We start from the raw sequence: 25103 nt of genomic DNA, 5'->3' as shown, positions 1-25103 counted from the left end.
TCATCGCATTCCGCCGATCGATTTCCCCGTACTGCACACCCAGAGTCTATCCATGCAAGAAATGAAACTCGCAGAGTTCAAGAACAAGAAGCCGCCGGAGCTGATCGCTTACGCTGAATCGCTCGAGGTCGAGAACGCTAGTGTCATGCGCAAGCAGGAACTGATGTTTGCGATCCTGAAGAAGCTGGCCGGCCAGGATATCGAGATCATCGGCGACGGTGTGGTGGAAGTGCTGCAGGACGGCTTCGGCTTCCTGCGCTCGGCCAACGCCAACTACCTGCCGGGCCCGGATGACATCTACATCTCGCCCTCGCAGATCCGCCGCTTCTCGCTGAAGACGGGCGATACGGTCGAAGGTCCTATCCGCAGCCCGAAGGAAGGCGAGCGGTATTTCGCCCTGCTCAAGGTCAACACGATCAATTTCGACGACCCGGAAAAGATCCGCCACAAGATCCATTTCGACAATCTTACGCCGCTCTACCCGACCTCGCGGCTGAAGATGGAAGTCGACCATCCGACCGGCAAGGACATCTCCTCGCGCGTCATCGACCTGGTGGCGCCGCTCGGAAAGGGCCAGCGCGCACTGATCGTCGCGCAGCCGCGTACCGGTAAGACCGTGCTCCTGCAGAACATCGCGCATTCGATCACCACCAACCATCCGGAATGCTACCTGATCGTCCTGCTGATCGACGAGCGGCCTGAAGAAGTCACCGACATGCAGCGTTCGGTGAAGGGCGAGGTCGTTTCCTCGACCTTCGACGAACCGGCCGTGCGCCACGTCCAGGTTGCGGAAATGGTCATCGAGAAGGCCAAGCGCTTGGTCGAACATGGCCGTGACGTCGTCATCCTGCTCGATTCGATCACCCGCCTCGGCCGCGCCTACAACACCGTCGTGCCGTCATCGGGCAAGGTGCTCACCGGTGGTGTCGATGCCAACGCGCTGCAACGGCCGAAGCGCTTCTTCGGCGCGGCGCGCAACATCGAGGAAGGAGGTTCGTTGACCATCATCGCGACAGCCCTGATCGATACCGGCAGCCGCATGGACGAGGTTATCTTCGAAGAGTTCAAGGGGACCGGCAACTCGGAAATCGTGCTCGACCGCAAGGTTGCCGACAAGCGCATCTATCCGGCCATGGATATCCTCAAGTCGGGTACCCGCAAGGAGGACCTGCTGGTCGCCAAGCAGGACCTGCAGAAGATCTTCGTGCTGCGCCGCATCCTGGCACCGATGGGCACGACCGATGCGATCGAGTTCCTCATCGACAAGCTGAAGCAGACCAAGACCAATACGGACTTCTTCGACTCGATGAACACCTGACGAAGACAGCAGGAACAAGACTCGATTCGCGTCCGGAACGTCCTGTTAACGGACCGGTAACCATCATTGCCGGTCCCCTGCTCCGGGCTGGTTCTTGGCATGAGTTTCGCATTTTCCGATTCCATCGTTGCACTGTCGAGCGGACGCCTGCCTTCGGGTGTGGCGGTGGTGCGGATTTCCGGCCCACAGACTCGATTCGCCATCGAAACGATTGCTGGACCGTGCCCCGAGGCGCGCCGGGCCGTCTTGCGCAGATTCCAGCATGCGGCTGAGGTCATAGACTCCGGATTGCTGATCTTCTTTGAAGCTCCTGCCAGCTTTACGGGAGAGGAGGTGGCGGAATTCCACGTGCACGGCGGCAAAGCGTCCGTGGCTACGCTGCTTGAAGCGCTTGTTTCGCTGCCGGGCGTCCGGCATGCGGAGGCCGGGGAGTTCACAAGACGCGCCTTTCTCAACGGCAAGCTCGATCTTCTCGGCGCCGAGGCCATGGCGGACATCATCTCGGCCGAAACCGAGGCGCAGCGCCGTCTGGCGGTGCACAATGCCGAAGGTGTCCAGGCGGATCTTTATGCTGGATGGCGCAAGCGCCTGATTCATGGGCTTGCGATGATTGAGGCCGAACTCGATTTCGCTGACGAGTCGGATGTGCCCGGGTCGGTTTCTGATGCGGTGTGGGGGGATCTCTCTAAGCTCAAGGACGAGCTATCAGGCCATATCCAGGCATATCACCGGGCGGAAATCGTCCGGGATGGCTTTGACGTGGTGATTGTCGGCGCTCCCAATGCCGGTAAGTCCAGCCTGTTGAACGCGCTGGCGCAGCGCGATGCAGCCATTGTCTCGGACGAACCCGGCACGACGCGTGATCTGGTGGAACTCTCCCTTGACCTCGGTGGGCTGAAGGTGCGGCTGACGGACACGGCAGGCATTCGCGAAAACGCGGGCAAGGTCGAGGCAATCGGGATTGAAAGGGCCTTGGCGCGGGCAGAGCATGCCGATCTTCTGCTGCACCTCGTCGATCTGACTGATCCGACCCGCGGGGAGACGTTGCTGCCGGCCGTAAAGCGTTTGGTGGTAGGGACCAAGGCAGACCTGGTTCATTTGGCGGAGCTTGGCGATTTTGATTGCTCTCTATCGGTGAAGACGGGGGAAGGCGTTTCCGAACTGCTGGATAGGATCATGAGCCTGGCATCTGAGGCAGCAGGGGATTCGAGCGACGTCTTGCCTTCCCGCCTGCGGCACACCGCTTTGCTGCGCGAAGCCCATGGATTCCTGGCAGAGGCGTTGGATGCCACAGATCGTGATGTCGAACTGAGGGCCGAGGAGCTGCGCCAGGCTGCAGACCGGATCGGACGAATTTCCGGTGCGGTTGACGTTGAAGATCTGCTCGATGTCATCTTTTCGGAGTTCTGCATCGGCAAGTGATTCACGTGAAACACTAGGGTGGCGGCCATCGGGTGGATTCACGTGAAACATCGCTGGTTGACGGTTAGCTCGTTTCACGTGAAACCCCAATGCTTGACAGGCAACCATCCACGGCACATGTGTCGGGCTCAAACGGAGTTTCGAATGTCTCACCGCTATGACGTCATTGTCATCGGCGGCGGCCACGCAGGGTGCGAGGCTGCCAGTGCCGCGGCGCGCGCCGGCGCGCGAACGGCCTTGGTGACCATGCGTGCCGACACAATCGGTGCCATGTCGTGCAATCCGGCTATCGGTGGGCTTGGCAAGGGGCATCTCGTACGCGAGATCGACGCGCTGGACGGATTGATGGGCCGTGTTGCAGACGCTGCGGGCATCCAGTTCCGTCTTCTCAACCGGCGCAAGGGTCCCGCAGTGCGCGGCCCGCGGACACAAGCTGATCGGAAGCTCTATGCGCGGGCCATGCAACAGGCCATAGCGAACCAGAGACAGCTCACGGTAATCGAGGCGGAAGTCGAGGATTTCGACATCGTGAACGACCGCCTCGCTGCCGTGCTGTTGGCCGATGGCCGCCGACTGGATTGTGGAGCGGCGGTGCTGACGACCGGGACCTTCCTGCGCGGCCTTATCCATATTGGGGATCGCAAGATCCCGGCTGGCCGAATGAACGAGCAAGCCTCGATCGGGCTCTCGGCGACTATGATGCGGGCTGGTTTCGCGTTGGGACGCCTTAAGACCGGTACGCCGCCGCGCCTGGATGGCAAGACCATTGACTGGGCATCGCTCGATATGCAGGCGGCAGACGAGGAGCCGGGTCCCTTCTCGCTGATGACGGATGCGATCGTCAACCAGCAGGTCGAGTGCGGAATCACGAGGACGACACCCCGGACGCATGACGTCATCCGCGCGAACCTGCACAGGTCGGCGATGTATTCGGGTTCAATTGAAGGTGTCGGGCCGCGCTATTGCCCGTCCATCGAGGACAAGATCGTCAAGTTTGGCGACCGGGATGGGCACCAGATTTTCCTCGAACCGGAGGGCCTCGACGACGATACGGTCTATCCGAACGGGATATCGACATCGCTGCCAGAGGACGCGCAGATCGAGCTGCTGAAGACCATTCCGGGCCTAGAGAAGGCCGTGATGAAGCAGGTTGGCTATGCAATCGAATATGATCACGTCGATCCGCGGGAACTCAATGCCGGGCTGGAGGCGCGAAAGGTTGCGGGGCTTTTCCTGGCCGGGCAGATCAACGGCACGACAGGATATGAAGAAGCGGCGGCGCAAGGACTGGTGGCCGGGCTAAACGCCGCGCGGCGCGCCGGTGGCCAGGATGCCGTGCATCTCAGCCGGAGCGAGGCCTATATCGGCGTGATGATCGATGATCTGACGTCGCGTGGCATCACCGAACCCTATCGCATGTTCACGTCCCGCGCGGAGTTCCGGCTTTCATTGCGCGCCGACAATGCCGACGACCGGCTGACGCCGTTGGCAATGCGGCTGGGGATCGCCTCGGAAGAGCGCAATCGTCGCTTTAGCGAACGTAGTGAAAGCCTTGAAGCAGCCCGTAAGCTTGCCAAGTCGGCGACCATTACCCCGAGCGAGGCCAAGAGGCAGGGGTTCGATCTGAACCAGGACGGCATAAGACGTTCGGCCTACGACCTGCTGGCGATGAAGGACATGAAGGTCAGTGCCCTCTCACGCTTGTGGCCTGAACTTTCCGCAATAGACGCGGCAACCGCCGAACGGCTTGAGACGGAAGCGCGGTATGCCGTTTATCTGGATCGGCAGGCGGCGGATGCAGCGCAAATGCGGCGTGAGGAGGCTCGGCTCATACCTGCAGATGTCGATTTCGGCGAAGTGCCGGGTTTGTCCAATGAAATCAAACAGAAGTTGAAGCTGCGGCGCCCCTCCTCATTGGCCGAGGCGCAACGAATCGATGGAATGACGCCGGCTGCTCTCGCGATTGTGGTTTCGCACATCCGCCAGCACGAACGTACCGAGGATGCGGCTTGAAACCCGCCTTTGCCGGACTTCAGGAGGTCGCAGGACCCGTTTCACGTGAAACATTCGATCGGCTGGCCGCCTTCGAAGCCATGTTCCAGAAGTGGTCGCGCAGGATAAACCTGTCCGCCAGTTCGACTCTGGGAGATGTATGGGAACGCCATATCCTGGATAGTGCGCAGCTCTGGCCCCTGGCGCCCGAGGCCACGCGATGGCTCGATCTGGGTTCCGGAGGCGGATTTCCGGGCCTGATCCTGGGATTCCTGCTGCTTGAACGACAGGGCGGGTTCGTCGATCTGGTCGAGAGCAACCGCAAGAAAGCCGGGTTCCTGCAGGCGGCAATAGGGGAGTTCGGCCTGCCCGCAAAGGTCCATGCGCGCAGGATCGAAGACGTCCAAACCCTTGTAAATCAACCGGATGCGGTCACCGCGCGTGCCCTCGCGCCGCTTCCGGCCCTTCTGGCCGCGACGGCGCCGTGGCTCAGCCAGGGCGCCAAAGGCCTCTTCCATAAAGGTCGGGATTACCGGCTGGAAGTGCAAGAAAGCCTTAACGAGTGGAGCTTCGATCTGGTAGAACATCCTAGCAGAGTCGATCCGCAAGGCGTCGTGCTGGAGATAACCAAGCTCGCCGCGCGAGGATAACGGCTAAAAACATATCGAAAACAAAGCGCTATGATGAATACCGGACCACGCATCATAACAGTCGCCAATCAGAAGGGCGGCGTCGGCAAGACCACCACCGCCATCAATCTTGCCACCGCGCTGGCCGCCATAGGCGAGCGCGTTCTGATCGTCGACCTCGATCCGCAGGGCAATGCAAGCACCGGGCTCGGCATCGACCGGCGCGACCGGGCCGTTTCTTCCTACGACGTGCTTACCGGCGACCTCGAGATCGAGCAGGCCGCCGTGCAGACAGCGGTGCCTGGCCTCTTCATCGTGCCGTCGACACTCGATCTGCTCGGTATAGAGATGGAGATCGCCAGTGCGCCGGATCGCGTGCTGCGCCTGCGCAACGCCTTGCGCGCCTCGTCGGCCCGCCACGCCGGCTTCACCTATGTGCTGATCGACTGCCCGCCGTCGCTCAACCTTCTGACGCTCAACTCGATGGCCGCGGCGGATTCCGTGCTGGTCCCGCTGCAGTGCGAGTTCTTTGCGCTCGAAGGACTCAGCCAGTTGCTCGAGACCGTCGAGCAGGTACGCAACTCGATCAATCCGGACCTGGTGATCCAGGGCATCGTGCTGACCATGTTCGACGGGCGCAACAATTTCGCCAACCAGGTCGTCGACGACGTCCGGGCGCATATGGGCGACAAGGTCTACCAGACGGTGATCCCGCGCAATGTGCGCGTCTCCGAGGCGCCGTCCTACGGCAAGCCCGCAATCCTCTACGACCTGAAGTGCTCGGGTAGTCAGGCCTATCTGCAGCTGGCATCCGAGGTGATCCGGCGCGAGCGGAACCTTCATGCGGCGTAGCGTCGATTCGGCATCGAAACAATTGGACTGAGTATGGCTGAAGATCTTTCGAAGAAGCGTCTGGGACGCGGGCTTGCGGCGCTGATCGGCGAAATGGACAAGCCAGCCGCGGCCGAGACCAAGGCGCCGGCCCTCGCCGATGGGCGCGTGCCCATCGAGTTCGTGTCGCCCAACCCGAAAAACCCGCGCCGGCACTTTGGCGATTCCGAGCTTACCGACCTGACGCAATCGATCCGCGAGCACGGCATCGTGCAGCCCGTATTGGTGCGGCGGCGCGACGGCGGGCGCTACGAGATCATTGCGGGCGAGCGGCGCTGGCGCGCGGCCCAGGCTGCAGGGCTGACCGATATCCCGGTGCTGGTGCGCGATGTCGATGACCGCACCTCGCTGGAACTCGCCATCATCGAGAACGTCCAGCGCGCCGACCTCAACCCGGTCGAGGAGGCACTCGGTTACCAGCAACTGATCGACGAGCACAATTACTCGCAGGCAGACCTCGGCCAGGTCATCGGCAAGAGCCGCAGCCATGTGGCCAACACGCTGCGCCTGCTCAAGCTGCCGGACGTCATTCGCGACATGCTGGTCGACGGCGAGCTGTCGGCCGGTCATGCCCGCACGCTGGTCAATGCCAGCGACCCGGCGGGGCTGGCCAAGCGGATCGTCGAGGACGGCCTGTCGGTCAGGCAGGCCGAGGCCCTGGCACAGCAGCCGGAATCAGGCAGGGCGCCCCGCACGCAGTCGGCACCACAGCCGAAGGATGCCGACACGCTGGCGCTCGAAAAGATGCTCGGCGACGTGACCGGACTGTCGGTGTCGATCAGCCACAAGGAAAAGGGCGGCGAGGTGCGGATCGCCTACCGTACGCTCGAGCAGCTGGACGATCTCTGCCGCCGCCTGCAGCAGTGACATATCACATTTAGCCGGCTAATGGTGACGCGATTCGGTCAGCCCCTGCGGCCGGACCGGGCACTTTCGACCGCGATTCCAAGCAGCGCCTGGCGGGCGATCGCGACCGACAGGTCGGGCCGCCGCCGCGAGGCCAGAACCGCAGACTGCAGCCGCGCCAGGGCGCGCTGCAACGCCGGACCGCTCCATCGCTCTATTGCCCGCTCGATGGTCTTGCGCCGGGCGAAGAAGATCGGCGGCCTGGCAGCAGCCACAAGTCCCGCGGCATTGCGGTCGCCGGCACCCATCGCCCCGCGCAGCAGCTGGATCGTCTGCATCTGGCGCATTGCCGCCGCCAACACCTGGTAGGCCTGGCTGCCGTTCAGCGAATGACGCGTGAAAATGCTGTCGAAGGCGTCGATGCGGCCCTCCAGCATCGAATCGACCGCGTCGTCGACGGAAAGGCCCGAGACATCGCCGGTCATGGCTTCGACGTCGGCGAGGCCGATCTCACTCTTGCCATGCGCGTAGAGGACGAGCTTGGCAACTTCGCCGCGCGAGGCCAGCCGGTCGCCGCCGAGATTGCGGCGGAGCGCCTGGCGCGCCTCCTGCGAGATCGTCATGCCGGCCGCGGCGACCTCCGATTCGATCACCGCGTCGACATCGCGCTCGGCGTCGGCATAGCAGGGGAGCGCCATGGCCGCGCCGCTCGACTCGACCGTCGCGCGCAGGCCGACACCCTTCTTCAGGTCGCCCGCCTCGATAAGCACGACCGCGTCGTCCGGCGGCTCGGCGCAAAGCAGCTTGACCTGCTCGGCCAACCCCTTCTGGGCGCCGGCGTTGCGAACCCACAGCAGCCGCTTGGGCGAAAACATCGGCACGGTGCGCGCCTCGTCGATCAGCCGGCCCTGGTCGGCCTCGATCTCGGCCGCGTCCATGCGCACCACCGAAAAAGGGTCGTCCAGCGGCAAGCCGGTCTTGACCGCAAAGGCGCGGGCACGCTCGGAGACGAGGCCGCGGTCGGGTCCATAGACCAGGACGATCGCCGTATGCTCGCCGGGGCGCGCCAGCCAGGCATCGACCTCGAATGCTTTCTTCTGTGCCATCGCCGCTGGATAGCATGGCAGCGCGCCGGCCGAACAGACAGAAGTGGGTTGGATCGGCCGAAAGCGCAGATTCGGAAGCGGGCCACCGCCCCCCTCTGCTCGAGATTGCTTTGCTCCAGAGCGGAGCAATCCCAAGGCCAGCGGCAGCCAGGATACGTCCGGCTCGCTGCACCCCTTGACCGCAAGGGCATGAAGGCGGTCAATCGCGACCGGTTCTGGCCCCTTCGCATCGAAGCAAGGCCGATGGCGGAGAGGCATTGCGTGGCGTCAGCGACTGAATTTCCCGATTTCGGACTAACGGCCGATGAGCGCCGCTTCGCGGTGCGGGGAACCTACTATGAATATCCTGGCATGGACGGCCAGCGCGGCGAGATCTGGTGCTACACCGACCGCTTCTCCTACCGTGCGGGCGACAGGGTCGAACTAAAGGTCAGCGCGACGGCTGCGCGGTTCTCGCTCGACATCACGCGCGACGGGGCGGACGAGCTTACGGTACTCGAAAAGACCGGCCTTGCCGCCCGCTGGCAGGAGACGCCGGAGCAATGCTCGGTAGAGGGCTGCGGCTGGGAGACGACATTCGCGTTCAGCATCGGCGACGACTGGCCCTCGGGCGCCTACCGGGTGACGCTGACGGCGGACGGGCGCGACGGCAAGCCGATCCGCTGCCACCATCTCTTCATCGTTGCGCCGTCGCCCGGGCCGAAACCGGGCCGCATCCTGCAGGTCGCGGCCACCGGCACCTGGCTCGCCTACAATACCTGGGGTGGGTCCAACGCCTATGAGGGCATCGCCGGGCCGGGGCGCGACCAGTTTGCGCGCATGGTGTCGACGCAAAGGCCGTGGTGCCGCGGCTTCGTCGTGCTGCCGCCCGGCGCGCCGCGCGTGCCGCTCGAAGTGGCGATGCCACCGAAAACCGTGCCACGCTATCCGCACATGGAATGGGCGCGCGCCACGGGCCATTCCAAGAAATACGCCTCCGCCGGCTGGGCAAGCTATGACAGCCATTTTTTCCGCTGGGCCGAGCGGGCGGGCTACGGCATCGACATCGCCAGCCAGCACGAGCTGCATTTTTCGCCCGAAATCCTCGACGGCTATGACTGCGCCGTCTTCGTCGGGCATGACGAATACTGGACCTGGGAGATGCGCGACGCGGTCGACGCCTATGTGGCAAGCGGCGGCCATGCGGCGCGCTTCGCGGGCAATTTCATGTGGCAGACGCGGCTGGAGGACGAGGGCCGCAGGCAGGTCTGCTACAAGTACAAGGCGCGGGCCGAAGACCCGGCCTATTCCGGAGGCGATGTCACAAGGGCCACCAATTCCTGGGACGCGCCCGAAGTGTGCCGGCCCGGCGCCATGACCTTCGGCCTCAACTCGACCAAGGGCGTCTATGCGGGCTGGGGCGGCTGCACCCCGCGCGGCGTGCGCGGCTTTCCGGTCTACCGGCCGGAACATTGGGCCTTCGCCGGGACGGGGCTGTTCTACGGCGACGTGCTCGGCGCCGAGAGCCATGTCTATGGCTACGAGGTCGACGGTCTTGACTACGAGATCCGCAACGGCCGTCCACATCCGACCTCAACCAGCGGGGCGCCTGCCGGATTGGAAATCCTGGCGATGGGCATGGCCAGCCAGGTCGAGGAGGCCGACTTCCTGAAGCCGGAGGACCAGTTCTTCGGCGACGAGGACGGCCGCTTCATCGCCGAGACGCTCTATGGCGAGGCAAGCGACGAGAACCTGGAGAAAGTCCGCTACAGCAACGGCATGATTGTGAATTTTCCGCAGGGCAAGGGCGAGGTGTTTCACGCCGGCAGTTGCGAATGGGTCGCCGGGCTGCTTCGTAAGGACGCGATGGTCGAGCGCGTCACCGCCAATGTTCTCGACCGCTACCTGAAGGGACGGAACTGAAGACCATGGACCAGAAAACCGGTGACATCGCGGTCAACACCCGTCCCTCGCACCTCTTCTACGTGACACGGCTGCGCCGGCCGCTGGTCGACCGCGCCGAGGGCATCTACCTCTGGACGCAGGACGGCCGCCGCTTCATCGACGGTTCGAGCGGCCCGGTGGCGGTCAATCTCGGCTACGGCAACCGGCACGTGCTGGACGCCATGCAGCGGCAGATGGAGAAGACCACCTTCGCCTATCGCCTGCATTTCGAGAACGAGCCGGCCGAGGAACTGGCTCGCGATCTTGCCGGCCGCATGCCCAGCGGGCTGGAGAAGATCTTCTTCGTCTCGGGCGGGTCCGAGGCGGTGGAATCCTGCATCAAGCTGGCGCGGCAATGGGCCGTCGCCACCGGCCAGCCGAAGCGCTGGAAGGTGATCAGCCGCATGCCGTCCTATCATGGCGGCACATATGGCGCGCTTTCGGTGACCGGCGACGGGGCGTTGACCGACACATTTTCCGACCAGCTGCGCATCATGCCGTCGGTCCCGGCGCCGACCGCCTACCGCGACCGCGACAATCTCTCGATGGAGGAGCGCGGGCTGAAATATGCCGACATGCTGGAGGAGAAGATCCTGGCCGAGGGGCCGGAAAGCGTCGTCGCCTTCATCATGGAGCCAATCGGGGGCGCCGCGACCAACGCGCTGGTGGCGCCCGACAGCTACTACCCGCGCATCCGCGAGATCTGCGACCGGCACGGGATCCTGCTGATCCACGACGAGGTTATGAGCGGCGTGGCGCGGACCGGGAAATTCCTCGGCGGCGATCATTGGAACTGCCGGCCCGACATCGTCTCGCTGTCGAAGGGCATCGGCTCGGGCTACATGCCGCTCGGCGCGATGGCGGCGCCCGAGCGCATCGTGCGGCCGGTGCTCGACATGGGTGGCTTCCAGCACGGCCACACCTATGCGGGCAATCCGCTGGCCTGCGCGGCGGGCCTTGCGGTGATGCAGGAGATCGACCGGCTGGGGCTGATCGACAATGCCGCGGCGCGCGGCGAAGACCTGCTCGCCGGCCTGCGCGGCCTGGCGGAGCGCTTTCCCTTCATCGGCGACGTGCGCGGCAAGGGCCTGATGACGGCGATCGAATTCGTCGCCGATCGAGAAACCATGGCGCTCCTGCCGGCCAGCATCAACATCGGCCAGCGCGTGCTCGACCTCGCCTATGAGCGCGGGTTGATCGTCTATTTCCGGCGCGTGAAGGGCGGCGTGCAGGGCGACTGCGTGATGGTGGCGCCGCCGCTGATCGTCACCGGCGCCGAGATCGGCGAGATCGTCTCGATCCTCGGCGACGCCATTGCCGCGGCGGCCGCCGAATTCGGACTGCCGGTGAACGGCTGAGGGAACAATGGAACGGGAAGACACAAGACCCGGCGATCAGCCGATCCGCATCCGGCTTGCGCATGCTGCGGATGCAGGCTCCATCCACCGCGGCCTGCTGGGCATCGCCGACACCGTGGGCGAGCGGCACCTGGTGAAGAGCACGGTCGACGACATCAGGCGCTACGGTTTCGGCGCGGCGCCGGCCTTCGAGGCGCTGATCGCGGAAGCCGGAAGCACCTTCGCCGGCATGTGCCTGTTCTTCCCGATCTTCTCCACCTGGATGGGGCGGCCGGGCGTCTATGTGCAGGATCTCTATGTCGATCCGGCTTTCCGCGGCCGCGCCGTCGGCGAGACCCTGCTGCGGCGGACGGCGGCGCTCTGCCGGCAGCGGGGCGGCGTCTACCTGCGGCTCTCGGTCGATACGGGCAATGCAGCGGCCATTCGCTTCTACGAGCGCGTTGCCATCGCCCACTCGCCATCGGAGCAGACGCACAAGATCGCCGGCGAGGCATTTTCAGCGCTGGCCGATGCCGGTGACGGCGGCGATCCGGCGCAGGAGTAGGCGGCGCTCGTACCGGGCCGAGGATCGCCCGGCTGATCAGGAGGGTGGAGAATAGCCCTTGTTTCTGCCCGGAATCTTTGTTTTCAAGCCGCAATAGTGAGCCGAGCCGGCTGACTACTGGACCAGAGTGGCCGATTCGGTGCAGATTGCTTGGTCATTGAGAAGCGTGGGAAGAGAATGATGGACGCAGCGACGGGAAAAGCCCAGGGAACCCGAACGCCTTTCGAGCAGAGCCGCCTCGACGGACTGATGGAGGAGGCGGGCCTCGATGTCCTGATTGCCACATCGAAGCATAATGTCCAGTACCTGCTTGGCGGCTACAAGTTTATCTTCTTCTCCGCCATGGATGCGATAGGCCACAGCCGCTACCTGCCCGTGGTCGTCTACGAGCGTGGCCGCCCGGACAACGCCGCCTATATCGGCAACGGCCTCGAGCGCGGCGAACACCAGAACCACCCTTTCTGGACGCCCGCCGTCCATACCTCATGCTGGGGCACGCTGGATGCGTCGGCGCTGGCCGCCGAGCATGTCAAGAAGATCGGCCGCCCGGACGCGCGCATCGGCATAGAGCCCGGCTTCCTGCCGTCGGATGCCTATATCTCGCTGCGCAAGGCGCTGCCCGATGCCAAGGTATTCGATGCGACTTCGACCTTCGAGCGGATGCGGGCCCTGAAGACGCCGGCCGAGCTGGAACAGCTGCGCACGGCCTCCGACCTGATCACCGAATCGATGCTTGCCACCATCGCGGCGGCAAAGGACGGCTCGACCAAGAACGAGATCATCGAGCAGCTGCGCCGCGAGGAAACCAATCGCGGCCTGCAGTTCGAGTATTGCCTGCTGACGCTCGGCGCCAGCCACAACCGCGCCGCGTCGCTGCAGAGCTGGAGCCCGGGCGAAGTGATGTCGATCGATTCGGGCGGCAACTACCACGGCTTCATCGGCGACCTCTGCCGCATGGGCATTTTGGGCGAGCCGGACTCGGAACTCGAGGACCTTCTTGCGGAAGTGGAATCGATCCAGCAGGCGGCCTTCTCGAAGGTGAAGGCGGGAGCGCTCGGCGGCGACCTCATTGCCGAGGCGGAGGCCAAGCTGAAAGCCTCGCCATCCGCCGAATTCACCGACTTCTTCGCGCATGGCATGGGGCTGATCACCCATGAGGTTCCGTTCCTGATGACCAACCATCCGGTCGCCTATGAAGGCGTCGATGCCGACAGGCCGCTTGAGGAAAACATGGTGATCTCGGTCGAGACCACCATGCTGCATCCGACGCGCGGCTTCATCAAGCTGGAGGACACGCTGGCCATCACCAGCAGCGGCTACGAGATGTTCGGCGAGACGGGGCGCGGCTGGAACCGCGGCGGCACCGCCTAGATCAGCGATCGCATCAGCCCGTAATCCCTACAGACGGTTGCGGCCGAAGGGGTTCCACTTGACCGCGCCGAGCCGGATGCGCTCGCGCACGACGGTCAGCAGGCCGGACCCGGCAATGATGGCGAGACCGGCTATCGACAGCAGATCAGGCTTCTCGTCGAAGATGAGCGCGCCGATGATCACGGCCCAGATGATCTGGGAGTAATGCGTCGGCGCCAGCTGGTTGGCCTGCGCAAAGCGGGTGGCGCGCAGCAGGCCAATGTTGCCGGTGGCCGAAAAGACGCCAGCGATGAGCAGGATGCCCGCCTGCTGCAGGGTCGGCACAGTGAAGCCGGTGAAGGCCATGCCGACGGCATTGAGCAGCAGCGCATAGATGATCAGGTAGCCGAGCATGGTCGTGCGCGTCTCGTGCGAGGCCAGCGAACGCATCAGGATTACGCTGACGGCGGCCAGCATGGCGACAGCGAGCGCGGCGAAATGGCCGGGCTCGAGCGTTCGAAAACCAGGCTGGACGACGAGCATCACCCCGGCAAAGCCGGCGACGACGGCGAACCAGCGCCAGGGCCCGACCTGTTCCTTGAGAAAGATCAGCGACAGGATGGTGACGAAGAGCGGGGCCAGGAAGACCAGGGCATAGACTTCGGCGAGCGGAATTGTGGTGAAGGCGATAACGCCGAAGACGCTGGCCACGACGCCCGAGATGGCGCGTCCCTGCACGCCCCATGGCCGTTTCATGCGCCAGAAGTCGAGCCAATGCTCGTCCTTCGGCGTCGTCAGGACGATGCAGGTGCCTGAAATCAGCGCGACGAAGAAGCCGATCTCGAAGATCGACAGTTCGCCGCCAAGCGCCTTGATGGCGGCGTCGCTCCACGAGTAGGTGGCGTAGGCGAGCAGCGCCAGCAGGATTCCGTTGTTCAATTGGGTGCTTCCGGATCGGTGGCGCGCGGCGGCGCCGCGCGCGAATCACAGTCTATAGCGCCCGCATCGTTTCGGCGCGCCAGAGTTTTTCCGGCGCGCCCGTTTTTCTGGAGTGGCTATTTGCCGCCGGGCGGCACCAGGCGGAAGTCCGGCAGATCGCGCAGCGCCAGCTCCGGCCCGGCCGGCGAATAGACGACGAATAGCTGCATCGGCCCGTCGCCGGTGTTCAGTGTGGAGTGGTAGCGGCTCTCCGGCACGTAGATGGTGCAGCCGGCACTCACCTTCTGGACAACCGGATTGCCGTCGGGGTCCTCGACCATCTGCTCGCCATTGCCGGAGATGACGAAGATGATCTCCTCCGCTCCGGGGTGATTGTGGCGGGTGTGGCCCTGGCCGGCGCCGAGGTCGACGATGCCACCGGAAAAGCGGGTCGCGCCATTGGTTTCCGGTGCCACGGTCAGCGCCAGGCGGCCCCAGTCGAAGGCGAAGGTGTTGACGTCGCCGGCATAGAGGAAGTTGCGTTCTTTGCTCATGGCTCTTGTCTCCCGGGTTTGTTTACGACGTCTTGCCGACGGTCAGTTTCTTGAAGCTCGCCGTCTGGTCGCGGATGGCGGCCTCCGCCGGCAGGCGCTCCATGCTCGAGGCGCCATAGAAGCCGTGGATGCCGTGGCAGCGGTCGAGAACGTATTTCGCGTCGTCCGGCATCGAGATCGGGCCGCCGTGGCAGAGCAGGATGACGTCCTTGCGTACCGAGCGGGCAGCGTCTGCGATTGCGTCGATCTCGCGCACACAGTCGTCCAGTGTCTTGGCCGAGGTGGCGCCGATAGAGCCACCCGTGGTCACGCCCATATGCGCCACCACGATGTCGGCGCCGGCCTTGGTCATGGCCTTTGCCTCTTCGGGGTTGAAGACGTAGGGCGTAGTCAGGAGGTCGAGCTTGTGCGCCTCGGCGATCATGTCGACCTCGAGACCGAAGCCCATGCCGGTTTCCTCAAAGCTCTGGCGCATCGAGCCATCGAACAGGCCGATGGTCGGGAAATTCTGCACGCCGGAGAAGCCCATCGTCTTAAGCTCGTTCAGGAGCAGCGGCATGATGACGAAGGGGTCCGTACCGTTGACGCCGGCGAGCACCGGCGTGTTCCTGACGACCGGCAGCACCTCGTAGGCCATCTCCTTGACGATCTCGTTGGCATTGCCATAGGCGAGCAGCCCGGCAGCCGAGCCCCGCCCTGCCATGCGATAGCGGCCCGAATTGTAGATGATGATGAGGTCGATGCCGCCGGCTTCCTCCGCCTTGGCGGAGATGCCGGTCCCGGCGCCGCCGCCGACGATCGGCTTGCCCGCGGCAATCATGCCGCGGAATTTTTCGAGGATTTTCTGGCGTTGGATGGCAGGCATTGTTCTGTCCTTTCGTTTTGTCGGAAGCGGGCGGCAAGCGGCGGCTAGCCGCGCGAAATCTCGCGGAACACCGCCACGGCGGCCTCGGCGAAGGCCAGGTCGTTGATGTGGAGGGGATAGCGCAGGATCCGTCGGTCGGCCGTCTCCACCACCGTCTCCTCGAGCGCGGCGAAGAGCGCGGTGTCGGCGGCCTGGTCAAAGAAGGCGCCGCCTTCGATGTCGAGCGCGGAGACTCCCTTTTCAGGGATCAGGAAGCGCACGGGTCCTTCGCAGGCGTTGAGCTTGTGGCCGATCCACTTGCCCATCTGGTGGCACTCTTCCTCGGTGGTGCGCATCAGCGTGACGTTGGCGTTGTGGTTGTAGAAGAGACGGCCGCGATAGCGCTCCGGGACGGTTTCGGGAGCCCAGAAATTGACCATGTCGAGCGCGCCGACCGAACCGACATAGGGCAGTTTCGTGCGCGCGACTGCGTCAAGGCGGTCGGGGCCGGCCGAAAGCACGCCGCCGAACAGGAAGTCGCAGACCTCGGTGGTCGTGATGTCGAGGATGCCGGCAAGCATGCCGGAATCGGCGAGCTTTTCCATCGTCCGGCCGCCGGTGCCGGTGGCGTGGAAGACAAGGCAGTCGTAATCGGAACGCAGCATCTTCGCGATCGCGGTGACGCAGTCGGTGGTCACGCCGAACATGGTCAGGCCAAGTGCCGGCTTGCCGTCGCCGGCAGCCAGCGGGCTTGCCGCCATGGCGACGATCGCCTGCGCTGCATTGTGCAGCACCACACGGCTGATGCGGTTGAGGCCGGCCATGTCGGTGATCGAGGGCATCATCATGATGTCGGAGACGCCGACATAGGGCGCCACGTCACCCGAGGCGAGCGTGGAGACCATCAGCTTGGGCAGGCCGAGCGGCAGGTGGCGCATGCCTGCCGTGACGATCGAAGTGCCGCCGCCGCCGCCGATGCCAATGACGCCTGCAATATCCTGCTGCCGGGCGAATGCGGCGAAGGCTTCGGCCATCGCCGCCACGGCGCGGCCGCGGTCGCCGGATGCAAGCGCCTCAGCCGTGCCGGCGGGCCCCTCTGCGGCAACCGTTCCCGCAGCGATGTCCGGCCGGATCGTCGGCTCGCCGGTGCCGACGTCGACGATCAGGGGCTTGCCGCCTGCCTGCCGGATACAGTCGGCGAGCCATGCGAGTTCCTCGCCCTTTGTGTCGGCCGTGCCCACGATATGGATATGCCCCGTCGGCATGCTCCAGTCCTCCCGCGCCCCGCCTCCCGGCGCATTTTGTTCGTTTCCTCGCGGCGACGGTACTGGCCGGCGCTCTTGCAATTTTGTGAGACGGGCGTATCGTATTGATATGCTCGTCTCACGTCAATCGGATGCCGACAGCGCAATCGAACGCGGACCGAAGGCCCGTACCGGTCGGCTGATGCTCGATACGGCGATCACCCTGATGCAGGGCGGGGCGACACCGTCGGTCAGCGACGTCGCCGAGGCCGCGGGCGTATCGCGTGCCACCGCCTACCGTTATTTCCCGAGCCAGGCGGCACTGGTCGAAGCGGTGGTCGACGAGGGCCTTGGCCCCATCCTGACATGGAAGCCGACGTCGCAGGACGCAAAGGCGAGGGTGAACGACCTGATCGACACCGGCATGCCGCGCATCGAGTCCTTTGAGGCGACGTTCAAGGCGGCGCTGAAACTGTCGCTGGAGCAATGGGTCAAGGGGCAGGCGGGAACGCTCGGCGAAGAGCCGCAGTTCAGGCGTGGGCACCGCGTCCAGCTGCTCGGCGAGGCGCTTGAGCCCTTGCGCGGGACATTGCCGCCGCAATCGTTTGACCGGCTCGCGCAGGCGCTGTCGCTGGTATTTGGCGTTGAAGCGCTTATCGTGCTGAAGGACATCTGGGGGCTGGACGGCGAGAGGACGCGGTCGGTTGTCAAATGGGTGTCCTCGGCGCTGGTGGATGCGGCAATTCGCGAAGCAGACGAGGTCAGGGAGGGGCGAGAAGCGGGGTCATAACTGGTTCGACCAGATGTGAAGCGGCTAACGGCATTGCGCCCATGCCAAGATCCATGCTCGCCAGGGCATGATCTTCGACATGCAGCGAACTGGATGATATTATAGCATTTTCATCGAGTTCTGCTGGAGCGCGAGAAAACCGAAGCGCCAAGAAACCGCTTGACGGACCTCTCGCATTGGTAATACCAGATTAGGCACCAAGAGCGGATCGCGCCATGTGGCCGGGATCGGTTCGAAAGTCGGCAGGGGAGGGCCGGAACCGCCACGCGGCGGAGCGGAATAACGGCAGACTGAGTGAAAGGATCGCCTGCTTTTGCGGGCAGAACGACTACCAGGGAGGAAATATCATGAGGAACAAACTGACCGGCATGCTTGCCGGCTTCGCACTGACGCTTGCCAGCGGAACATCCGTGTTCGCGCAGGACAAGGAACTCACCATTTTCTGGGCTGAATGGGATCCGGCAAACTACCTGCAGGAACTCGTCAACATCTACGAGGCGGAAACCGGCGTAAAGGTCACCGTCGAGACCACCCCGTGGTCGGATTTCCAGACCAAGGCCTTCACCGAATTCAATGCCAAGGGCAGTGCCTACGACATGGTCGTCGGCGACTCGCAGTGGATCGGTGCGGCCTCTGAAGCTGGCCACTATGTCGACATGACCGACTTCTTCAACGAGCATAAGCTCACCGAAACGATGGCCCCGGCCACCGTGAAGTACTACGCCGAATATCCGGCCGCCTCGGGCAAGTACTGGTCGATCCCGGCCGAGGGCGACGCTGTCGGCTGGTCCTACCGCAAGGACTGGTTCGAAGACCCCAAGGAAATGGAAGCCTTCAAGGCCAAGTACGGCTACGACCTGGCGCCGCCGGCGGACTGGAAGGCGCTGCGCGACATCGCCGAGTTCTTCCACCGTCCCGACGAGAAGCGCTACGGCGTCGCCATCTACACCGACAACTCGTATGACGCGCTGGTGATGGGCGTCGAGAACGCCATCTTCTCCTATGGCGGCGAACTCGGCGACTATGCGACCTACAAGGTCGACGGCATCATCAACTCCGAGCAGAACGTCAAGGCGCTCGAAGTCTACAAGGAGCTTTACGGCTACACGCCTCCGGGCTGGGCCAAGAGCTTCTTCATCGAGGACAACCAGGCGATCACCGAGAACCTGGCGGCGATGAGCATGAACTACTTCGCCTTCTTCCCGGCGCTGGTCAACGAAGCGTCGAACCCCAACGCCAAGAACACCGGCTTCTTCGCCAACCCGGCAGGTCCCGGTGGCGAGCAGTTCGCCGCGCTCGGCGGCCAGGGCATCTCGATCGTCAACTACTCCGAGAACAAGGAAGAGGCGTTCAAGTTCCTGGAATGGTTCATCAAGGACGAGACGCAGAAGAAGTGGGCCGAGCTCGGTGGCTACACCTGCAACGTCGCGGTGCTCGAGAGCGAAGAGTTCCAGAACGCCACGCCCTACAACAAGGCGTTCTACGACACGATGTTCAAGGTGAAGGACTTCTGGGCGACGCCGGAATATGCCGAGCTGCTCATCCAGATGAACCAGCGCGTCTATCCCTACATCACCGGTGGCGAGGGAACGGCCAAGGAAGTGCTCGACTCGCTGGCCGCCGACTGGAACGAGACCTTCAAGAAATACGGTCGCATGCAGTAAGCGACTTCAACGCTCGGAGGGGGCGGCAGTCGCCCCCTCCGTTTCTTTTTCAGGACAAGGAAGGAACGGGCCTTGGCCACCGCCGCCGTCATCACAACGCTGGACCCGAAATCGCGCGCCGCTTCCCGCGGCATGAGCGACCTGGCGATCCGCAACCTCTTCATCATCCCGACGATCGTCTTCCTGATCGTCTTCAACATCTTCCCGTTGATGTATTCGCTCGGCTACTCGTTCACCGATTTCCGCGCCTCGTCGCCGGCGCCGGCCAATTTCGTCGGCCTGCAGAACTACCGCGAACTGCTCAATGACGACTTCATCTGGACCAACTTCGCCATAACGGCCAAGTACGTCATCGTCTCGGTGATCGGCCAGGTCATCGTCGGCTTCGGCGTGGCGCTGCTGCTCAACCGCGACATCCCCTTCAAGGGCCTGATCACGACCCTGCTCCTGCTGCCGATGATGCTGTCGATGGCCGTCGTCGGCCTGTTCTGGAAGCTGCTTTACGACCCGTCCTTCGGCATCATCAACTACGCGCTCGGCCTCGGCACCTTCGAATGGCTGTCCAACCCGGACATGGCGCTCTACGCGGTGGCCATCACCGACATCTGGATGTGGTCGCCCTTCGTGATGCTGCTGTCGCTGGCCGGCCTTTCGGCGGTGCCCAAGCATCTCTACGAGGCGGCGGCGATCGACCGCGCCGGCTCGCTCTACACCTTCTTCCGCATCACGCTGCCGCTGGTGGCGCCGATCCTGATGATTGCCATCATTTTCCGCACCATGGAAGCCTTCAAGACCTTCGACCTGGCCTACATCCTGACCAGCCAGCCGACGACGGAAGTGATCTCGATCCGGCTCTACAAGATGGCCTTCCAGGAATGGCAGACGGGCCGCTCCTGCGCGCTAGCCTACATCGTGCTGATCATGGTGCTGGCGATCACCAACATCTACGTCAAGTACCTGAACAAAGTGAAGGAGCGCTAGATGGCCGCCGTCCGCACTACCGGCGAACGGACGCTCAACCGCGTCGCCATCGCCAGCGTGCTCATCGTCACGCTGATCTTCCTGGCGCCGATCTACTGGATCGTGTCGACCTCGTTCAAGCCGCGCAACCTGTCGACGACGATCCCGCCGACAGTGGTGTTCACGCCCGAGATCTCGCCCTTCGTGAAGCTCTTCACCAAGCGCTCGCAGCTTCGTTCGGCGCCGACGCCGGAAGAATACGAGGCGGCTCCCTGGTGGGAGCGCCTGGTGTTCGACGGCGGCGAGAAGGTTGTGCGTTCCGGCCGCGGCGAGGTGCAGCTGTCGGGCTACCCCAGTCGTTTCATGAACTCGCTGATCGTCGCCATCACCTCGACGGTTCTGGCCGTCGGAATGGGGACATTCACCGCCTATGGCTTCTCGCGCTTCAAGGTGAAGGGAGAAGGTGACCTGCTCTTCTTCATCCTGTCGACGCGCATGCTGCCGCCGGTGGTGGTGGCCATCCCGATGTTCCTTATGTACCGGGTGGTCGGGCTCAATGACACGCATTGGGGCCTGATCATCCTCTACACGGCCTTCAACCTGTCCTTCTCGGTATGGCTGATGAAGGGCTTCATCGACGAGATCCCGAAGGAATACGAGGAGGCGGCGCTCGTCGACGGCTATACGCGCATGGAAGCCTTCTTCAAGATCGTCATTCCGGAAGCGGCGACAGGCATCGCGGCGACCGCGGTGTTCTGCTTCATCACGGCGTGGAACGAATATGCCTTCGCGCTCATCATGACCAACCGCCGCGCCCAGACCGCGCCACCCTTCATCCCGAGCCAGGTCGGTTCGGGCCTGCCGGACTGGACGGTCATCGCATCGGGAACCTTCCTGTTCCTGCTGCCGGTCGCGATCTTCACCTTCCTGCTTCGCAACCATCTCCTGCGCGGCATGTCATTCGGAGCGATCCGCAAATGATCCGCAGCGACCGACTACAGAGAATTGCGGAGATCGTGATGGTGCTCGGCATCGTCGCGCTCTGCCAGCCGTGGAACTTCTTCCTGCACCGCTACGGGGTGACCATCATCCTGGTCGGACTTGTGACCTTCATGATGACCAACTGGTTCGGCAAGCCGGTCGTGGACGACGAAGACAATGAGGGCGTCTTCGACGTCTCCGACCATCAAGAGGGCCGCTCGTGACCCAGATCGAACTTCGCGGCGTCCAGAAATGGTTTGGCCCTGTCCAGGTCATCAAGGACCTCAATCTCGTCATCGAGGACAACGAGTTCATCGTGCTGCTCGGCCAGTCGGGCTGCGGCAAGACAACGACCCTGCGTGCCATCGCCGGACTCGAGACCATCGACGAGGGCGACATTCTGATCGACGGCCAGACCGTGCAGCATCTGAAGGCAGCGGCGCGCGACATCGCCATGGTGTTCCAGTCCTTCTCGCTCTACCCGCACATGACGGTCTACGAGAACATCGCCTTCCCGTTGCGCGCGACGCGGATGAACCGCAGCGAACTCGACAGCCAGGTGCGCGAGATCGCCAATGTGCTGCGTATCGGCGACCTGCTCGACCGCAAGCCCTCGGCCCTGTCGGGCGGCGACATGCAGCGCGTTGCCATCGGCCGGGCGCTTGTCCGGCAGCCGAAGGCGATGCTCATGGACGAGCCGATCGGCGCGCTCGACGCCAAGCTGCGCGAGGAGATGCGGGCCGAAATCAAGCGTCTGCATCTCAAGCAGGGATCGACCACCATCTACGTGACGCACGATCAGATCGAGGCGATGAGCCTCGCCGACCGCATCGTCATCATGCATGAGGGCGTGCTGCAGCAGGTCGGCACGCCGAACGACGTCTATTCGCGGCCGCAGAACCTGTTCGTGGCGCAGTTCGTCGGCAGCCCGGTGATGAACATCGCCAATGCCACGGTCAGCGAGGAAAAGGGCAAGGCCAGCGTCACTGTCGAAGGTGCGCCCGAGGGCTTCCCGTTCCCCGCCGAACTGCTCGGCAAGCTGAACGGCAGCGCCGGCAAGCCGCTTTCGCTCGGCATCCGGCCCGAAGGCGTGCTCGTCGAGCATGAGGCGGCGGAAGGCTTCCTGCCCGCCGAGGCGCATATCATCGAGCCGCTCGGCTCCTACGACATCGTCGATCTGCAGTTCGGGCCGCAGATGCTGCGCGCCCGCACCCGCGCCGGCTTCGTTTCAAAGCCGGGCACCCAGGTCTTCGCCCGCATCGATCCGGCCCAGGCGCATTTCTTCGACACGACGAGCGGACAGTCCCTGGGAGTGCGACTCTGATGGCCCATATCGAGCTCAGGAACGTTACCAAGAAGTTCGGCAACCAGACGGCGCTGCGCAATCTCGACCTCGAGATCGCAGACGGCGAGTTCTTCGTGCTGCTCGGCGAGACCGGTGCCGGCAAGACGACGACGCTGAGGCTCGTCGCCGGGCTGGAGAAGCCGACCGAGGGACAGGTGTTCATCGACGGCGTCGACGTCGCCGACTGGGGTGCGGCCGAGCGCGACGTGGCGCTGGTGTTGCAGCAATATTCGCTCTACCCGCGCTACACGGTGCGCCAGAACCTCGAGTTCCCGCTGAAGTCCAAGCTGCGCCGCGTTGCCGACGCCGAGATCGCCGAGCGCGTGGCACGGGTGGCCAAGACGCTGCGTATCGAGAACCTGCTGGAGCGCAAGACGGACCGGCTGTCAGGCGGCGAAATGCAGCGCGTCTCGATCGGCCGGGCGATCGTGCGCAACCCTCGCGTCTTCCTGATGGACGAACCGCTGTCGGCGCTCGACGCAAAACTGCGCGAGTCGCTCAGGACCGAGCTGAAGAACATCCAGATGAACCTCGGCCAAACCTTCCTGTTCGTCACGCACGACCAGATCGAGGCGATGTCGATGGGCGACAAGATCGGCGTGCTCAACAATGGCAAGCTGGTGCAGTCCGGCACGCCGAACGAGATCTACAACAATCCGAAGAACACCTTCGTTGCCCGTTCCGTGGGTTCGCCGCCGATGAATCTGATCGACGGCAAGCTGGTCGACGGCCGCGCGGTGATGAAGGCCGCCAGCTTCGAGTTGCCCTATGCGGGCGCCAACGGAGCCGCCACCGAGGGCCGCGCGCTGACCTTCGGCATTCGCCCGGAGGACGTGCGGGTAGAGTCGGGGGCGCCGATCGAAGCCATGGTGCACGACATCGAGAACCATGGCGTCGAGAAGATCCTGACGCTGCGGGTCGGCGAGACCACGCTGCGCGCTACCGTGCCCGCACTGACGGACGTCGCCATCGACAAGCCGGTGCGCTTCTCGTGGGATGCGGAGCGCGTGGTGCTGTTCGACAAGGCAAGCGGAGACAGCCTGCAGCATTCGGCCTGACAGGTATCGCCCGGCCCGAAGTCGCGGGCCGAGCAGTCTTGTCCGTCGTGCCGGAAGGCTAGCTGGCGCCAACCCACTTCTTCATCAGAGAGGTCGAGCGCGCCAGTTGCGGTGCGCTCCTGATCTCCTCGCCAAGGGTAGCAGCCGCGCGCCATGGCCAGCGTGGGTCCGAGAGAATGGCGCGCGCCAGCGCCACAATGTCGGCGCGGCCTCCGGCGATGATTTCCTCGGCCTGCCGCGCGTCGTCGATCATGCCGACGGCGCGGACCGGGATACTGACGGCGCGCTTCACCGCCTCTGCGAGATGCACCTGGTAGCCGGGGCCGGTCGGGATCTGCTGCAGCGGCGAGTTGCCGCCGCTGGAGCAGCAGATGTAGGCGGCGCCTGCCTGTTCGAGCGCCTGCGCGACCTTGACGCCTTCATCGACGGTCAAGCCGCCGTCTACCCAGTCCGTGACCGAGATGCGCGCGCCGACCATCATCTTCGGCACGGCATTCTTCACGGCCTTGACGATCTCGACGGCAAGCCGCACGCGGTTCTCGAGCGAGCCGCCCCACTGGTCCTTGCGATGGTTGGAAAGCGGCGAGATGAACTGGTGCAGCAGGTAGCCATGCGCGGCGTGGATCTCGATGAAGTCGAAGCCGGCGCGCTCGGCGCGATGGGCGCTCTTCACGAAATGCCCGATCAGGGCGTGGATCTCGTCCTCGGCAAGCGCGCGGGGCGTGTGCCAGTCCGTGTCGAAGGGGATGGCGGAGGCCGATACGGTCTGCCACGGATCCTGATGCGGCTGCAGTGGGCCACCGCCCTCCCACGGCCGCTGGCAGGAGGCCTTGCGGCCGGCATGGGCCAGCTGGACGCCGAACTTGGTGCCTGGCTGGGCGACGCGCCGGGCGGCGTCCAGCGTGCGCTTCGCGGCCGCCTCGTTGTGATCGCTATAGAGACCGTGGCAGCCATGCGTGATGCGGCCGCGGCGCTCGACGTCGGTCATCTCCACCGTCACCATGCCGGCGCCGGTCAGCGCGTAGGTCATCCACTGCTGCAGGTGCCAGTCCGAGGCCGAGCCGTCATCGGCGGAATACTGGCACATCGGCGCGACGGCGATGCGGTTCGGGAACTCCAGATCGCCGATGGCGATCGGGGAAAAAAGCTGCGCGGTCATGAAAGTCTCCGGGGAGGGATCGAGAGTCTAAGGTAGGCCGGCTTGCCCCCGGCGCAAGCGCGTCGCATGGCACGGTCGTTCAATCCTGAAAGAATTTTATCCACGCTTTCGAGGCTGCACGCATAATGGCGTCATCTCCTGTACGGGAACGCGGGGTCGCGAACCGGGCGAGCGTGGCAGGGGACGGCGCCGGGTGGCTGCGCGAAA

Annotated in this window: 23 protein-coding genes; 17 read left to right on the top strand and 6 right to left on the bottom strand. The window is 64.1% G+C overall.

What is annotated here, in order from left to right:
- The first annotated feature begins 52 nt into the window (after positions 1–52).
- From rho to ACT2BZ_RS07035, 6 genes are all read left to right on the top strand, one after another.
- On the top strand, positions 53–1318 hold the full coding sequence (rho, locus tag ACT2BZ_RS07060; RefSeq protein ID WP_457940139.1) for a transcription termination factor Rho: 1266 nt from the start codon (positions 53–55) through the stop codon (positions 1316–1318).
- A gap of 99 nt (positions 1319–1417) precedes the next feature.
- Positions 1418–2740 (top strand): tRNA uridine-5-carboxymethylaminomethyl(34) synthesis GTPase MnmE, encoded by a 1323-nt coding sequence (gene mnmE, locus ACT2BZ_RS07055; protein WP_457940138.1) that lies wholly within the window; start codon positions 1418–1420, stop codon positions 2738–2740.
- Between the two features lie 144 nt (positions 2741–2884).
- On the top strand, positions 2885–4753 hold the full coding sequence (mnmG, locus tag ACT2BZ_RS07050; RefSeq protein ID WP_457940137.1) for a tRNA uridine-5-carboxymethylaminomethyl(34) synthesis enzyme MnmG: 1869 nt from the start codon (positions 2885–2887) through the stop codon (positions 4751–4753).
- The gene (gene rsmG / locus ACT2BZ_RS07045; protein ID WP_457940136.1) at positions 4750–5382 is read left to right on the top strand and encodes a 16S rRNA (guanine(527)-N(7))-methyltransferase RsmG; all 633 of its coding nucleotides are present in this window, start codon (positions 4750–4752) and stop codon (positions 5380–5382) included. Before mnmG ends, rsmG begins: the two co-directional genes overlap by 4 nt.
- 30 nt (positions 5383–5412) lie before the next feature.
- Complete coding sequence (locus ACT2BZ_RS07040; RefSeq protein WP_457940135.1) at positions 5413–6213, top strand: ParA family protein; 801 nt, start codon at positions 5413–5415, stop codon at positions 6211–6213.
- Between the two features lie 33 nt (positions 6214–6246).
- Positions 6247–7119, top strand: a complete 873-nt coding sequence (locus tag ACT2BZ_RS07035; protein WP_457940134.1) for a ParB/RepB/Spo0J family partition protein — start codon at positions 6247–6249, stop codon at positions 7117–7119.
- A gap of 38 nt (positions 7120–7157) precedes the next feature.
- Here ACT2BZ_RS07035 and holA read toward each other — a convergent pair whose 3' ends face one another.
- Positions 7158–8204 (bottom strand): DNA polymerase III subunit delta, encoded by a 1047-nt coding sequence (gene holA, locus ACT2BZ_RS07030; protein ID WP_457940132.1) that lies wholly within the window; start codon positions 8202–8204, stop codon positions 7158–7160.
- 243 nt (positions 8205–8447) lie between these two features.
- Here holA and ACT2BZ_RS07025 point away from each other — a divergent pair, with 243 nt between their 5' ends.
- From ACT2BZ_RS07025 to ACT2BZ_RS07010, 4 genes are all read left to right on the top strand, one after another.
- Positions 8448–10106, top strand: coding sequence for a N,N-dimethylformamidase beta subunit family domain-containing protein (locus tag ACT2BZ_RS07025; RefSeq protein ID WP_457940131.1), 1659 nt, complete (start codon positions 8448–8450; stop codon positions 10104–10106).
- Positions 10107–10111: 5 nt separating this feature from the next.
- Positions 10112–11485, top strand: coding sequence for an aminotransferase family protein (locus tag ACT2BZ_RS07020; RefSeq protein WP_457940130.1), 1374 nt, complete (start codon positions 10112–10114; stop codon positions 11483–11485).
- Positions 11486–11492: 7 nt separating this feature from the next.
- On the top strand, positions 11493–12029 hold the full coding sequence (locus ACT2BZ_RS07015) for an N-acetyltransferase family protein (protein ID WP_457940129.1): 537 nt from the start codon (positions 11493–11495) through the stop codon (positions 12027–12029).
- A gap of 180 nt (positions 12030–12209) precedes the next feature.
- Positions 12210–13400 carry a M24 family metallopeptidase gene (locus tag ACT2BZ_RS07010; RefSeq protein WP_457941243.1) on the top strand — a complete coding sequence of 397 codons (1191 nt, stop codon included), beginning with the start codon at positions 12210–12212 and terminating at the stop codon, positions 13398–13400.
- Positions 13401–13427: 27 nt separating this feature from the next.
- Here the strand turns inward: ACT2BZ_RS07010 and ACT2BZ_RS07005 are convergent, their stop codons facing one another.
- From ACT2BZ_RS07005 to ACT2BZ_RS06990, 4 genes are all read right to left on the bottom strand, one after another.
- Positions 13428–14318 (bottom strand): DMT family transporter, encoded by an 891-nt coding sequence (locus ACT2BZ_RS07005; protein WP_457940128.1) that lies wholly within the window; start codon positions 14316–14318, stop codon positions 13428–13430.
- Positions 14319–14434: 116 nt separating this feature from the next.
- Entirely contained in the window at positions 14435–14851 is a 417-nt protein-coding gene (locus ACT2BZ_RS07000; RefSeq protein ID WP_457940127.1) for a cupin domain-containing protein, read from the bottom strand.
- A gap of 22 nt (positions 14852–14873) precedes the next feature.
- Positions 14874–15716 carry a phosphoenolpyruvate hydrolase family protein gene (locus ACT2BZ_RS06995; protein WP_457940126.1) on the bottom strand — a complete coding sequence of 281 codons (843 nt, stop codon included), beginning with the start codon at positions 15714–15716 and terminating at the stop codon, positions 14874–14876.
- A gap of 44 nt (positions 15717–15760) precedes the next feature.
- Positions 15761–16960, bottom strand: coding sequence for a Tm-1-like ATP-binding domain-containing protein (locus tag ACT2BZ_RS06990; RefSeq protein WP_457940125.1), 1200 nt, complete (start codon positions 16958–16960; stop codon positions 15761–15763).
- A 109-nt stretch (positions 16961–17069) separates the two neighbouring features.
- On the opposite strand from ACT2BZ_RS06990, the gene ACT2BZ_RS06985 reads away from it, so the two are divergent.
- The 7 genes from ACT2BZ_RS06985 to ACT2BZ_RS06955 all read left to right on the top strand — a co-directional run bounded on the left by ACT2BZ_RS06985 (position 17070) and on the right by ACT2BZ_RS06955 (position 23737).
- Complete coding sequence (locus tag ACT2BZ_RS06985) at positions 17070–17729, top strand: TetR/AcrR family transcriptional regulator (RefSeq protein WP_457940123.1); 660 nt, start codon at positions 17070–17072, stop codon at positions 17727–17729.
- 347 nt (positions 17730–18076) lie between these two features.
- Positions 18077–19393, top strand: a complete 1317-nt coding sequence (locus ACT2BZ_RS06980; protein WP_457940122.1) for an ABC transporter substrate-binding protein — start codon at positions 18077–18079, stop codon at positions 19391–19393.
- A 132-nt stretch (positions 19394–19525) separates the two neighbouring features.
- Positions 19526–20374: a carbohydrate ABC transporter permease gene (locus ACT2BZ_RS06975; protein ID WP_457941242.1), complete on the top strand. Its 849-nt coding sequence runs from the start codon at positions 19526–19528 to the stop codon at positions 20372–20374.
- Positions 20375–21334, top strand: a complete 960-nt coding sequence (locus ACT2BZ_RS06970) for a carbohydrate ABC transporter permease (RefSeq protein ID WP_457940120.1) — start codon at positions 20375–20377, stop codon at positions 21332–21334.
- Entirely contained in the window at positions 21331–21558 is a 228-nt protein-coding gene (locus ACT2BZ_RS06965) for a hypothetical protein (RefSeq protein WP_457940119.1), read from the top strand. The genes ACT2BZ_RS06970 and ACT2BZ_RS06965 overlap by 4 nt, the downstream gene beginning before the upstream one ends.
- Positions 21555–22658, top strand: a complete 1104-nt coding sequence (locus ACT2BZ_RS06960; RefSeq protein ID WP_457940118.1) for an ABC transporter ATP-binding protein — start codon at positions 21555–21557, stop codon at positions 22656–22658. Before ACT2BZ_RS06965 ends, ACT2BZ_RS06960 begins: the two co-directional genes overlap by 4 nt.
- Positions 22658–23737 carry an ABC transporter ATP-binding protein gene (locus ACT2BZ_RS06955; protein ID WP_457940117.1) on the top strand — a complete coding sequence of 360 codons (1080 nt, stop codon included), beginning with the start codon at positions 22658–22660 and terminating at the stop codon, positions 23735–23737. The genes ACT2BZ_RS06960 and ACT2BZ_RS06955 overlap by 1 nt, the downstream gene beginning before the upstream one ends.
- A 58-nt stretch (positions 23738–23795) precedes the next feature.
- Here the strand turns inward: ACT2BZ_RS06955 and ACT2BZ_RS06950 are convergent, their stop codons facing one another.
- Complete coding sequence (locus ACT2BZ_RS06950) at positions 23796–24896, bottom strand: NADH:flavin oxidoreductase/NADH oxidase (protein WP_457940116.1); 1101 nt, start codon at positions 24894–24896, stop codon at positions 23796–23798.
- Between the last annotated feature and the right edge of the window lie 207 nt (positions 24897–25103).

The sequence above is a fragment of the Mesorhizobium sp. 10J20-29 genome (genome assembly GCF_054130485.1).
Note: the sequence above shows the minus strand (reverse complement) of the source record. Positions and strands in the feature narration are given on the sequence as shown.

Bases quoted from the DNA above. Each gene is read 5' to 3' on its own strand.
- ACT2BZ_RS07020 (WP_457940130.1), top strand. From the start codon at position 10,112: ATGGACCAGAAAACCGGTGACATCGCGGTCAACACCCGTCCCTCGCAC.
- ACT2BZ_RS06980 (WP_457940122.1), top strand. From the start codon at position 18,077: ATGAGGAACAAACTGACCGGCATGCTTGCCGGCTTCGCACTGACGCTT.
- rho (WP_457940139.1), top strand. From the start codon at position 53: ATGCAAGAAATGAAACTCGCAGAGTTCAAGAACAAGAAGCCGCCGGAG.
- ACT2BZ_RS06985 (WP_457940123.1), top strand. From the start codon at position 17,070: ATGCTCGTCTCACGTCAATCGGATGCCGACAGCGCAATCGAACGCGGA.
- ACT2BZ_RS06990 (WP_457940125.1), bottom strand. From the start codon at position 16,960: ATGCCGACGGGGCATATCCATATCGTGGGCACGGCCGACACAAAGGGC.
- ACT2BZ_RS07000 (WP_457940127.1), bottom strand. From the start codon at position 14,851: ATGAGCAAAGAACGCAACTTCCTCTATGCCGGCGACGTCAACACCTTC.
- mnmG (WP_457940137.1), top strand. From the start codon at position 2,885: ATGTCTCACCGCTATGACGTCATTGTCATCGGCGGCGGCCACGCAGGG.
- ACT2BZ_RS07035 (WP_457940134.1), top strand. From the start codon at position 6,247: ATGGCTGAAGATCTTTCGAAGAAGCGTCTGGGACGCGGGCTTGCGGCG.
- ACT2BZ_RS06965 (WP_457940119.1), top strand. From the start codon at position 21,331: ATGATCCGCAGCGACCGACTACAGAGAATTGCGGAGATCGTGATGGTG.
- ACT2BZ_RS07015 (WP_457940129.1), top strand. From the start codon at position 11,493: ATGGAACGGGAAGACACAAGACCCGGCGATCAGCCGATCCGCATCCGG.
- ACT2BZ_RS06950 (WP_457940116.1), bottom strand. From the start codon at position 24,896: ATGACCGCGCAGCTTTTTTCCCCGATCGCCATCGGCGATCTGGAGTTC.
- holA (WP_457940132.1), bottom strand. From the start codon at position 8,204: ATGGCACAGAAGAAAGCATTCGAGGTCGATGCCTGGCTGGCGCGCCCC.
- ACT2BZ_RS07025 (WP_457940131.1), top strand. From the start codon at position 8,448: ATGGCGGAGAGGCATTGCGTGGCGTCAGCGACTGAATTTCCCGATTTC.
- ACT2BZ_RS06975 (WP_457941242.1), top strand. From the start codon at position 19,526: ATGAGCGACCTGGCGATCCGCAACCTCTTCATCATCCCGACGATCGTC.
- mnmE (WP_457940138.1), top strand. From the start codon at position 1,418: ATGAGTTTCGCATTTTCCGATTCCATCGTTGCACTGTCGAGCGGACGC.
- ACT2BZ_RS07040 (WP_457940135.1), top strand. From the start codon at position 5,413: ATGATGAATACCGGACCACGCATCATAACAGTCGCCAATCAGAAGGGC.
- ACT2BZ_RS06970 (WP_457940120.1), top strand. From the start codon at position 20,375: ATGGCCGCCGTCCGCACTACCGGCGAACGGACGCTCAACCGCGTCGCC.
- ACT2BZ_RS06995 (WP_457940126.1), bottom strand. From the start codon at position 15,716: ATGCCTGCCATCCAACGCCAGAAAATCCTCGAAAAATTCCGCGGCATG.
- ACT2BZ_RS07010 (WP_457941243.1), top strand. From the start codon at position 12,210: ATGGACGCAGCGACGGGAAAAGCCCAGGGAACCCGAACGCCTTTCGAG.
- ACT2BZ_RS06955 (WP_457940117.1), top strand. From the start codon at position 22,658: ATGGCCCATATCGAGCTCAGGAACGTTACCAAGAAGTTCGGCAACCAG.